The organism is Chitinophaga arvensicola (assembly GCF_900110835.1).
In the GTDB taxonomy this organism is placed as follows: domain Bacteria; phylum Bacteroidota; class Bacteroidia; order Chitinophagales; family Chitinophagaceae; genus Chitinophaga; species Chitinophaga arvensicola.
On sequence record NZ_FOJG01000001.1, the window covers coordinates 3331765 to 3343621 of the forward strand.

Sequence of the window (11857 nt, forward strand, 5' to 3'; positions counted from 1 at the left end):
TCCGCCGGCTCTCCCCGAAGCAATTTTTTCCCAGATTTTTTCCGGAAAGTGTGATTTTTCAGACCTGCATGCGAATAATTAAGAAATAGCATACAACGAATGAATCCAGCGGATAAATCGGAACGTTTTCTTGCCGTTCTTCAGGCCCATAAAGGGATTATCTATAAGATCGCTCATTCCTACTGTCATCAGGCAGCGGACAGGCCGGATCTTATACAGGAAATCATGGTGCAGCTATGGCGGTCATTTGAAAACTACAATGGGGCTGCTGCTTATTCTACCTGGATTTATCGTATTGCATTGAATGTGGCTATTTCCTTTTACCGGAAAGATAGCCGCCGGCAGCATGTTGCCCACCCTTTATCAGCAGAGATGCTGAATATGACTGCTCCGCCGGTTGCAGATGAAAGTTCGGAGCAGCTTGCATTTCTGCAGCGTTTTATAGCGGAGTTGAAAGACCTGGATAAGGCATTGATGTTACTTTACCTGGAGGAAAAGAGTTATCGGGAGATAGCGGAAATTATGGGTTTATCTGAAACGAATGTGGCCACGAAAGTGGCGAGAATCAAAGGAGTTTTAAAGCAGAAATTTTTGTCCATCAAATCGCAGTAGTCATGGAAGACAATGAAATTATTCATCTCTGGAAAACGTATGATATGAAACTGGAAGAAAGTTTATCGCTCAACCGGGAGTTGGCGGCAGATCTGACCCGTCTGAAAGTGCAGACTTTTATGTCGTCGATGAAACCATTAAAGCTTTTCACCATCCTGGTGGGAATGGTATGGGTAGTGCTTGTGGATACGCTGATTATAAGTCTGTTTCATGTGGCGGGCGCGTTTTTCCTGGTGTCGGCAGGGATACAGGTATTATTGACGCAGCTGGCTATCGGTATTTATTTGTATCAGCTGGTGTTGATTCACCGGGTAGATATCAGTGAGCCGGTGCTGGCTACGCAGGAAAAGCTTGCCCGTCTTCAATCATCTACTTTGTGGGTGGCGAGGTTGCTTTTTTTGCAGTTGCCGGTATGGACCACCTTTTACCTGAATAAGGGGATGCTGGAAAATGGGAATATGTGGTGGTGTGTGTTGCAGGTATTGGTTACCGCTGCTTTTACCTATGCTGCGATCTGGCTTTTTGTCAATATCCGGTATGAAAACCGGGAAAAGAAGTGGTTCCGTTTCATTTTTGCGGGCAAGGAATGGACGCCGATTATGAAGTCGATGGAATTACTGGGGGAAGTGAAATCGTATCAGTAGCTGTTGTTACTACGGCAACTTCGCCACCAGTTTTTCTGGCATATGCTTCAGTATACGGTATATGATTTTCCATTTAAACCCGGGTACAATGCTGAAACCGTTGCCCGCATTCACTATTTGCGCTGCGATAAAAGAAGGTTCCATGAGTAAGGATTCGGGAAGATCCAGGCCTGCAGTCATTTTACTGCGGATATAGCCTGCAACGATCACATTAACGACAATTTTCCTGGGGAAGAGATATTGGCGGAGACCAGCCAGGTATTGTGTGAAGGCAGATTTGGTGCTGCCGTATATGAAGTTGCTTCTGCGTCCTCTTACACCAGACAGCGAGGAAAGGCCTATAATTCTTTCCAGGTGCGCATTTTCAGTATCCATGGCAACGAGGTTGAGAATAGATAATGCGCCGGCATAGTGTACATTGATCATACGGTAACTGCCTTCCCAATCCAGCAGGGCCTGATCGTTTGTTACCTGGAAGCCGGCTGCGTATACCACGATGTTGGGTTTGGCTGGTAAGCCGGCATAGAAAGCTGCGTGGGTATCGAATGCGGTTGCATCGAAGTAAAGAATAGTCAGTTGTTGAACGGGTGCATTCCGGGCTTCCATAAATGAGGAGATGGCCGCAGTACTGCGGGAGGCTGCGATCACATGGTAGCCTTTACGGAGGTATAGCAGTATAGCTTCTTTGGCTACATCGGAGTTGGCACCGAGGATGAGCACAGTTTTGGTTGTAGTCATAGGGCGCAAAAATAGGGATTGTTGGGGAATTGGTATAGGGGGAATCCGTAATTTAAAGTGGCCGTATTTGGTTTTTGTGAAAGGGTTGTTTTAAAGGGTTGTTTGGTAATCCGGATAAATATATCTTTTTTGTAGGCAACATAAATAGAGCGTTATACAATGGAGCGATTTTGTTGTGATAAGTTTCGGTTCAGGTACGAAGCTGGTAATGGGATGGGGTTCAATTTTCGGATTATTAAACTCAGTCAGAAATTTATTGACAGAGGATATCTGGGAGATAACAGATACCGCTATATAATAACTGAAGGCTATACGGTATTTGATGAAAATACGAAAATGACCGTTATTGAATATTGTCCTTATTGCGGCGGAGTTTTAGCATCTGTATATAATAGCGATAATTATGTAAATGAATTCAATCATCCTTTTTGATTTTTATGCAAGTAATAACAATTACAGATATTTTGAACAAAACAGGTAGCGAAATCACAATGGATGATTTAATTTATTGCTTTGAAAAAGTAAGGGGACAGGGTGATGTAGGTTTTATTAAATTAGATGGGGAAAGGAAGGAAAATCAATATACTGTTTGTATTATGTTTCCAGGTATCAAAGAAGAAATGATCAGGGCAGATGAGTCAACCCTGAAAGAGGCCCTGTTGAAGGTGCTGTCGAAGTATGTTGATGTGAAAAAAGGGATATAAAACTTATCTCATACAGCCTCAGATAATTGAATTATTCTGAATAGGCCTTCCCTGACGATGCTTTCGTTTTCTTACAATTTTGCCCCTCCCTTCTTCTCTACTTTTGTGCTGTTCACTAAAACAAATCATCATGAAACAGCAAACAACACCACGCCCGGTATTATGGAAAATTTACAAAATAGGGAAGAAACTGGCAAAATACGCCTGCTATATCGCGGTGCTCTATTTCGCCTGGAAAGGCTTTATGAGTTGGGATTAAGGTACTTTTTGCTTTATCCGCATATTTACTGTAAACTTATATCGGTAATAATTAAACCCGATGATAGTATCAGTTATCCGTAAATGCCTTTGTTGTATAGGCCTCGCCGCAGTGGCTACCGCCCAGACCCCGGACAAAAACAAATTCGAAAAGATGGAACCCGCTTTATCGGCCATACTACAGGAAGCGCACGCCGCCGGATTTGCAGTGGCGGTAGTGGAAAAGGACAAAGTCATTTATTCCAGGGGCTTTGGTTACAGGGATGTGGCAAAGCAACTGCCGGTGACAGCACATACGCAGTTTGCCATTGGGTCGTGTACCAAAGCCTTTACCAGTGCTTTGCTGGGAAATTTACGCAAGCAGGGCAAAGTGGATTTCGATAAGCCCGCCACCACTTATCTGCCGGCATTGAATTTTTCAGATGCTGATTTAAACAACCAGGTAACGTTGCGGGATATGATGTGTCATCGTACGGGCTTTTCCCGGTACGACCTGGCCTGGTATCTTTTCGCTTCAGATTCAAGGGATACGCTGTTGCAAAGAATGCATTTTATGAAGCCTAACGCACCACTGCGTGCACGCTGGCAATACAATAACTTTATGTTCATGGTGCAGGGAATGGTGACGGAAAAGCTGACCGGTCAATCCTGGGAACAGAATATCAGTAGCCAGTTTTTTCAACCCCTGGGAATGAACGAGTCTTCTATCGGTACCGTATCACTGGCGGCAGCAACTGAACCTGCAAGGGGATATGAGCTGGAGAAGGAGAAAGAGATTAAGCTAATGAAGTATCATCCCATTACGGCGATGGGACCGGCAGGAGCCATCAACAGCACGGTAACGGATATGTCGAAATGGCTGATCACCTGGATCAATGGCGGTAGTTATAATGGCCGTGAAATTATACCAGCGGATTATGTAAAGGAAGCTGCCAGCTCACAAATGGTGATCCATGGGGCGTTTCCCGACAAAGCAAAGCCATATGAGCAGTTTGCGAACTACGGACTGGGCTGGATGCTGGAGTCTTACCACGGACATTACCGGGTGGAACATGGCGGCAATATCGACGGGTTTACGGCACTCACCACTTTTTATCCTTTGGATAGCATTGGCATTGTGGTATTGAGTAATCAGAATAACTCCGGGGTACCTACAAAAGTGACCGACCTGATCTCCGATCGCCTGTTGGGTGTAAGCAATGTGGCGACGGCCAGGAAGCCGGGCCCCAAACCGGAAGATCCTAAACCGGTGAATGATTCTTCCCTGATCGCACATCCGGCTACGCATCCGTTAACAGCCTTCGCTGGGCTGTATAAAAATGATGCCTACGGGAATTTTGACATTTATTTAAAGAAGGATTCGCTTTTTGCACGATTCCCTTATGTTACCTGGTATCTGCAACGGGAAGGATACAATATCTTCTCGCCATACGACGAAGCAGATACCGTGATAGATGTTAATTTCAAATCCAATATCCGGCTGCAGTTCATGATGAATTACAGCGGGGATATTGATCAGCTGGGCTTTTCATTCGATCCTGCCGGAGAACCAGTCATTTTTAACCGGGTGCCGCAACTGCTGAATATTCCGGCAGCTACGCTGGCGGAGTTCACCGGTGAATACAAGATGGCAGATATGCTCATTACGATAAAACAAAACGATGCTAAAGTATTGACCATGACAGTGCCGGGACAACCATTATACATCCTGGAGCCGGTCGACGCCAATACTTTCCAGATAAAGGAACTGAAAGGCTTTAAGGTGAAATTTATCCGGGATGCGCAGCAACAGGTCATTGCCATAACGAGCATCCAGCCCAATGGTACTTTCCGCGCAGAAAAGACATCATCGAAAACAAAGTAATGACCAGCCCCGAATAAAAAATAAGGGATAAATATACCGATTGGTATATTTATCCCTTATTTTTGTGTTGTCAAAAAGAAACATTTATGGACAATCAGTATGATATTGTAGTCATCGGATCCGGCCCCGGAGGATATGTATCCGCTATCCGCGCTTCTCAGCTGGGGTATAAAGTAGCCATTGTGGAAAAGTACAGCACCCTGGGTGGTACCTGTACGAATGTTGGTTGTATCCCGGCAAAAGCCCTGTTGGATAGCTCAGAACATTATCATCAGGCCAGCGAACAATTCAAGGCACATGGTATTCATATCGGAGAGATGAGTCTCGATTTTAATCAGTTCATCTCCCGGAAAAATGAGGTGGTGAAACAAAATACCACAGGTTTGATTTACCTGATGAAGAAGAATAAAATTGATGTACATCAGGGATTGGGCAGTTTTATAGATAGTACGCATCTTAAAGTAACCGCAGCAGATAAAGAAACTATTCTTACAGGTAAGTACTTTATTATTGCTACCGGTTCAAAACCCTCTTCTATCCCGGGCGTAAATATTGACAAGAAAAGGATTATCACTTCTACAGAAAGCTTATCACTGCCTGCGAAACCTGCTTCCATGGTGATTATAGGCGGTGGCGTAATTGGGGTGGAACTGGCCTCTGTATATGCGCGTATAGGCACCAGGGTAACGATCATCGAATACATGGATTCCCTCATTGCTACCATGGACCGGGAGTTAGGCAAAGCATTGTTTAAGACATTGTCTAAACTGAACATCGATATATTACTGAGCAGTCAGGTTCGTGCGGCAGAGAATAACGGTGAATCCGCGACGGTGAAATTCCTTAACAAAGAAGGGCAGGAGCAACAGATTACGGCCGACTACTGCCTGGTGGCAGTTGGTAGAAGAGCCTATACAGATGGACTGAATTTATCTGCTATCGGCATCACCCCGGAAAAGAACGGGAAGATAAAGGTCAACGGACAACTGCAGACCATTGTTCCTAATATTTATGCGATCGGCGATGTGGTTGACGGGCCAATGCTGGCGCATAAAGCAGAAGAGGAAGGTACGCTTGCAGTAGAAGTGATCCATGGTTTGAAACCGCATATTAACTATAACCTCATCCCCGGTGTGGTGTATACTTGGCCGGAAGTGGCAGCAGCCGGTTTTACAGAGGAGCAACTGAAAGCGCAGGGCGTGGAATATACGGTGGGTAAATTCCCTTACATGGCCAGCGCCCGTGCCAGGGCTTCCATGGATACCGATGGATTTGTAAAAGTACTGGTATCACCCAAATACGGTGAAATTTTGGGCGTGCATATCATTGGTCCACGCGCAGCCGATGTTATTGCGCAAACCGTGGTAGGAATGGAATTTGAAATTACGGTAGAAGAAATGGCCCGCATCAGCTATGCACATCCAACCTACTCGGAGGCACTGAAAGATGCGTTCCTGATGGCTGCCGGAAAAGGCGCCATCAACATCTAGTACTTACTTAAAATGTTTTTTATATTCTACCGGACGTTTGCCGGTGATCAGCTTGAACATGTTGATAAAATGCGATAGTGTATTATATCCGCATTCATAGCAGATTTCGGTGATATTTTTATCGGTGTCCATCAGTAGTTGACAGGCATATCCGATCCTGAGTTCGGTGAGGAAGCGGACATAGGTTTTTCCTGTCTCCATTTTAAAATAACGACAGAAAGAAGTTACGGTCATATGGATCTGCTCTGCCGCTTCTTCGAGGCTCAGTTTTCCCCGGAAATGCTTGTGCGTATAGGCAATCACCGTTTTTAAACGGTGATTGTCGTTATGAGAAGGTGTGTAATTAAAGTATTGGGTAGATAACAGCGTATAGTCGCCGCTTTCCGCGATCAGGTAAAGGATCTGTAATAGTGTGAGCAGCCTGTTACCGGGTGATAATTCCGGCAGATCTTCCATCATTACAGCTACTTTGCGGGCAGTGTTGCCTTCCAGTTTAATACCCTGCCGGGAGAGGGATAACAGGTGGGTAAGCTTACGCATTTCAGGTAATGCGGCGAGCGTACTGTCGGGAATATCCTGTTTAAAGAGTGCTACAATAGCTTCCCCGGATTGTCCTTTCTGCGTCCGGATAAAAGTGTCTTCATGCCGGAAGGAATGTGGCAGGTTAGCGCCGATCAGCACTACATCGCCGCTGTGAAACGGACCAATGTAATCACCTATCAGCCAGGTACCAGCACTTTTTTTGATGTAAAGTAATTCCAGCTCAGGATGATAGTGCCAGCTGTTACGCATGTTTTCCCCTACGTCTTTTCTTACTGTAAAGGAAGTCTCAGGTGGCGGAGAAACTTTTTTCAATACTGCTTTCATACAGGTGTGATGGCAATCGTGGCGTAAAAGTGAAAAATGATAAATTAAAAATACCTATTTTTTCTCACTTTCCGCCACGAACGCGAAAGTCCTTATTTTAGGGCCAGCTTGAATCCTACTACCTTCCAGGAGGGCATCCGTGAAGGACGGCTGATCACAAGCGCGTCGTCTTCTATTTTCCACTGCACTTTTTCCGCACTGCCCAGTAATTGTATGGCAGTAATTTTTTGATGCGGCATTTTACTATTCTTTCCAAAGGATCTGATACGGATGTCTCCTTCCGGCGCATCCAGTACATAGGCATAGAGGTGATTGCCTTTGGTGGTAAAGCGTACATCCCCGGCGGTGTATTTTACTTTGCCTTCATTGAAATTACCTGCCTTTACGGTAACCGCATCCAACGGCTTTTCCCCGTAAATGGTCCAGGGGCGGCTGCCATAAATGCCTTCTCCGTTTACGGTCATCCAGTTACCGATTTCGCCCAGCGTTTTAAGCATATCCGGTTCCAGGTCGCCTTCGGGTGTTTGTACGATATTGATCAGCAGGTTCCCGTTCTTGCTTACAATGTCTACCAGCATCTGGAGTATATCCGTAGACGTTTTATAGGCCTGTCCGGTCCGATAGTACCAGTCGCCGATAGAGGTATCTGTTTGCCAGGGGAAGGGGCTGATTGTGTCCTGCACGCCTCTCTCGATGTCCTGTGCCCACATGCCTTCTGAAGGCTGTTTGCAGTTATATACAGCCGTGGCTTTGCCTTTATGAAAGGCGATGTTATCATTGTAAAAATTGGCGAGCATACTGCGGCCGGTATCTCCAAAAGGAAGTTCACTGTCGGAATACAGCAGATCCGGATGATAGGTTTCCACCAGTTCTTTTACATCGTTGTACCACTCTTTCATCCAGGCGGGGTTGGTGGTGAGCCAGCCATGATCGTCGGGAGCGCCTTTGGTATGGTACAGATCAGCGAAGGCGGGGTCCTGCCCATCATACGGCACGCCTTTTTGCGACCCTTCCTTATCGGCGCCATGACTTACCTGGAACCAGGTGTAACTGGCGGCCAGGTGTTCCGACACGCCGAAGTAAAGGCCTTCTTTTTTGGCCGCCTGCTGCCAGAGGCCAACTACATCTTTTTTCGGGCCCATATTCACCGAGTTCCAGGGATGAATTTTGGAATGCCACAGGAAGAAGTTATCGTGATGGCTGCCCATACTCACAAAATACCTGGCGCCGGCTTTTTTATAAAGCTTCATTAATCTTTCCGGATCCCATTTTTCTGCCTTCCAGAGGGGAATAATGTCTTTATACCCGAATTTGGAGGGGTGACCATAATGTGCCACATGGTATTTATATCGTTCGCTGCCTTCTTCATACATGGCCCTGGCGTACCAGTCACCCTGCCGTGGAACTGCCTGTGGGCCCCAGTGCGCCCATATGCCAAACTTTGCATCCCGGAACCAGGCCGGATACTGGTAAGTCTTTAAAGAAGCGGTAGTAGGTTGATAAGGTCCTGTGGTGACTGGTAGTTGTTGCGCAGAAGCCGGTTGCAAACCGGAGAATGCCAGCATGCCTGTCAGCAGCAATACGGTTGTTTTCATGTGGAATTGCGTATTTATAAGCCAAATGTAGCCGTATCGCCTAAAAGTAGGATCGTTGAAATTGTCCCTTTAGCAGGGTATCTTATCCTATTGCGGAAGGAGGGATAAAAAATACCGGCGCAGTTTGGTAAAACTGCGCCGGCTTGGGGAACATTGTATTTATTGAATGGGGTTGGGTTAATAACAAACAAACGACGTTAAGACACAATTAAAACTCAACTTTCGGGGTTACTGTAAACATCCCATCTTTTGTATCTGCCACCTGCCAGTATCAGATTTGACGGGATCGCCGGATAAAAGGCCCTATCAGCTATTACTCCTGCAAATCCATAAAGGATTGTATTACAGATGCAAATGTATAAAGCAGTGTTAACGGAGTCAACTGCGAAAATTCGCAGGTTACCAGATTTCTTTATTATTTTTATCATCAAAAAGATGCATCCTGATAAGTTGGCGTTTGGCAGTTATTCAAAAGGGTTTATAACCAATGTTCCGGCTGATCTTAACAGCCCGGAAGCAAAGCACTTTAAAAATACAATCCGCCGGTTTGCGGAAGAGGCGACCTATATCTATTCTTTCAAAGAAAATAAAATGCTTTATGCCGATGGCTGGGAACCGTTACTCGGCTACGAAGATCATGAAGTGAGTATGCTTACGCTGGTGAGCATCACTGCCCCGGAATTTGCACCCTTCTCCAATGAACTGAATGATAAAGCCCTGATGTTTTTACATAGTAAGCACATTGAGGAAGAGCACCAGTATAGCTTCACCATCGAACTGAAAAAGCTGCATAAGAATGGTACCCCGGTACCCCTAATCTGGAAAGTGGGCGTATTTGCCACCGAAGGCGGGAAGGTGACCTGTATCATCGGCCATGCACAAAGGAATGAAAGTATCAAGTTCGGCAGCGTGATGCGCTACGCGGCTTACGGACCCGAGAAATCCGAATTTGAAGAAGAGCTGAACAAACAGTTGTTCCGCTACTATGCCATTTCAGAAAAAGAAAAAGATGCCCTTTGTATGGTGGCAGAAGGTTACTCCTTCAAGGAAATTGCTGCTGCCTTTGGGGTGTCACAATCGGCTATTGAAAAAAGGATTTTACCATTGTACAAACGTTTCGGTGTAAAAAGCCTGACGCACCTGATCAGCTTTGCAACTGCAAACCATATCCTGCCTTAGCAGGTTTGGGCGCAAATCGCTGCAGGTTCAGAGATAGCATTTTTTCTTTTTCCACACCTATACTGTACAGCATTTCCTGCCACTTTGCCGATAGTTTACGGTCTTCGTCATCATTACCCAATACCCAGATCACATTGGTATCTTTCAGCGCCGTTCTGTTAATATCATGGCTGGAAGACCCATCTACAAAGCTGAGAAAGCGATCTGGCGTTATCAGGTCTTCTTTAATGGGATCGCCGGGATTAATATCGTCGATCACCAGGATGGAAGCCTTGCGCCAGGTCCATAACACCCCGGCATTGGTATCGTCGTCCTGTTCAAAAAACATGCAGTAAAGCTTCATGGCCGAGGTGTATACAGCAGAGTAATGCCGGATCGACAACTCCGTGGCAATGGCTACGCTCAGACTGGTTTTACCACTGCTTTTCGGACCAAAGAGAAACAGGTGCATACCCATGCTGTTATTATCAAGGAAGCGCCGCACCAGTTCTATATCGCTACTGTCTATTTGTTCTGTATTCCACTGACTGAGCCGGAACTGAAACGGGTATCCCGGTGTTTGCAGGTACATTTTTGTGAGATACCAATAATAGGAAGGATACAGGATCAGCAGGCCGGTGATCATTACTATCTCTTCCGCTAGCAGGGTAGGTGCGCATAGCAGGGAGCAGAAAAAAGCGCCCAGCCAGAAAAACAAGAGATCTGTTATGGTATCAAAAGCCACATTGCCCCATGCAGGCTGAAATACATAAGACTTCATGCCGCCTTTTTTACCAAACGTCAGCGGGCCGAGAAAATTGATAGTTTCAAATACCAGCCATATAGCACTGATGATCCAGGCTGCGTTTAAGGCCGCACGCGTTTCCTCCATATGCGGCTTCAGGAGCAGATAAGTGATGAAAGCCGGAATAAAACCCAGCGAGAAATGACCAAACTGATTGGCCAGCCAGGTATAGGTGAGTGTAACACCCCGGTAAGAATCCTTACCACCAAGATCGGCTTTTAGCTGTCGGAACATATTTCCTCGGGTAATAGTTTTCTTCATGAGCATTGCGGGATAGGAGATGCAAAATCGGAGATAAATATAGTAAATCCCACAAAAATGGGCGTTCAATATATAAATGATGGGGATCTTATCAGAAACTCAAAGAAGCGGGGGCTGTTTCTTATGAAACAGCCCCCGCTTCTTTTACATGGAGTGGATCAGTTTTTACCAATCGTCCATTTCACGGCGGCATCAAAGAGTTGTATACCCGTTGGCGTTAGTAAAGGGAAAGTGGTATTATCCAGGAAGAACATAACCCTCCTGGCAGGTGCAATGAAATCATAGTCCATGGTGGCTCCTTTTTCATAGCCATAAATCACCGCTTTATCCGGCTGGCCCGGCATTGTAGCAATAATAGCGGCGCCCAGCCCAGGTTTGCCCCAGCCCATCGGTTGATCTTTATGATAGGCAACGGCCATTCCTGCCGGAACGCCGCCGGACAAAGGATGTGGTGCGTTTACCATCCAAAGGTAGTGCTCTTTTTCTACCTCGCCGAAGTCTACGCCTTTATACCTTCCGGTAAAGCGCATGTCGTCCTGGATATCATTTTCCCACATCATCACTGGCACTTTTACATCGGCATATTTGCCTGCAAACCGCTGTGAGCTGACGGTGGAAGAAATGAGTACCATATCAAAACCTTCTGCACGGGAAGGGGAATCGCTTTCATCAGCAAAGGTAACGGCGTATCCGAGCGAGTCCAGGCGATGTTTTACCAGTTCATCTACCTGCCTGTCTTTATATTCCAGTCGCAATATATACAGGATCTTACCGCCATTATTACGCTTTGTTTGTGCTACGGCCGATGTAATGATGACCAGCATCAGGAAAAGCTGGCAAGTTATCTTCTTCATACCTTTT

Annotated in this window: 12 protein-coding genes; 7 read left to right on the forward strand and 5 right to left on the reverse strand. The window is 45.9% G+C overall.

Going from position 1 to position 11857, the window contains the following annotated elements:
* Positions 1–99: 99 nt before the first annotated feature.
* Positions 100–612: an RNA polymerase sigma factor gene (locus BMW79_RS13795; protein ID WP_089895645.1), complete on the forward strand. Its 513-nt coding sequence runs from the start codon at positions 100–102 to the stop codon at positions 610–612.
* A gap of 2 nt (positions 613–614) precedes the next feature.
* The gene (locus BMW79_RS13800; RefSeq protein WP_089895648.1) at positions 615–1256 is read left to right on the forward strand and encodes a hypothetical protein; all 642 of its coding nucleotides are present in this window, start codon (positions 615–617) and stop codon (positions 1254–1256) included.
* A 9-nt stretch (positions 1257–1265) separates the two neighbouring features.
* On the opposite strand, the gene BMW79_RS13805 is transcribed toward BMW79_RS13800, so the two are convergent.
* Positions 1266–1994, reverse strand: coding sequence for an SDR family NAD(P)-dependent oxidoreductase (locus BMW79_RS13805; RefSeq protein WP_089895650.1), 729 nt, complete (start codon positions 1992–1994; stop codon positions 1266–1268).
* Positions 1995–2431: 437 nt separating this feature from the next.
* Here BMW79_RS13805 and BMW79_RS13815 point away from each other — a divergent pair, with 437 nt between their 5' ends.
* From BMW79_RS13815 to lpdA, 4 genes are all read left to right on the forward strand, one after another.
* Positions 2432–2698 (forward strand): hypothetical protein, encoded by a 267-nt coding sequence (locus tag BMW79_RS13815; RefSeq protein WP_143059151.1) that lies wholly within the window; start codon positions 2432–2434, stop codon positions 2696–2698.
* Between the two features lie 130 nt (positions 2699–2828).
* Positions 2829–2957: a hypothetical protein gene (locus BMW79_RS34325; protein ID WP_262487478.1), complete on the forward strand. Its 129-nt coding sequence runs from the start codon at positions 2829–2831 to the stop codon at positions 2955–2957.
* A gap of 60 nt (positions 2958–3017) precedes the next feature.
* Positions 3018–4820 (forward strand): serine hydrolase, encoded by a 1803-nt coding sequence (locus BMW79_RS13820; RefSeq protein WP_089895655.1) that lies wholly within the window; start codon positions 3018–3020, stop codon positions 4818–4820.
* 86 nt (positions 4821–4906) lie between these two features.
* Complete coding sequence (gene lpdA, locus BMW79_RS13825; protein ID WP_089895657.1) at positions 4907–6310, forward strand: dihydrolipoyl dehydrogenase; 1404 nt, start codon at positions 4907–4909, stop codon at positions 6308–6310.
* Positions 6311–6313: 3 nt separating this feature from the next.
* Here the strand turns inward: lpdA and BMW79_RS13830 are convergent, their stop codons facing one another.
* Complete coding sequence (locus BMW79_RS13830; protein WP_089895659.1) at positions 6314–7177, reverse strand: AraC family transcriptional regulator; 864 nt, start codon at positions 7175–7177, stop codon at positions 6314–6316.
* Positions 7178–7269: 92 nt separating this feature from the next.
* On the reverse strand, positions 7270–8772 hold the full coding sequence (locus BMW79_RS13835; protein ID WP_218150310.1) for an alpha-L-fucosidase: 1503 nt from the start codon (positions 8770–8772) through the stop codon (positions 7270–7272).
* A gap of 435 nt (positions 8773–9207) precedes the next feature.
* On the opposite strand from BMW79_RS13835, the gene BMW79_RS13840 reads away from it, so the two are divergent.
* On the forward strand, positions 9208–9951 hold the full coding sequence (locus BMW79_RS13840) for a LuxR C-terminal-related transcriptional regulator (protein WP_089896890.1): 744 nt from the start codon (positions 9208–9210) through the stop codon (positions 9949–9951).
* Here the strand turns inward: BMW79_RS13840 and BMW79_RS13845 are convergent.
* A complete protein-coding gene (locus BMW79_RS13845) occupies positions 9917–10996 on the reverse strand; it encodes an ATP-binding protein (protein ID WP_089896891.1) in 1080 nt (359 codons plus the stop codon). The genes BMW79_RS13840 and BMW79_RS13845 overlap by 35 nt on opposite strands.
* Before the next feature lie 158 nt (positions 10997–11154).
* On the reverse strand, positions 11155–11850 hold the full coding sequence (locus BMW79_RS13850; protein ID WP_089895661.1) for a hypothetical protein: 696 nt from the start codon (positions 11848–11850) through the stop codon (positions 11155–11157).
* Positions 11851–11857: the final 7 nt, after the last annotated feature.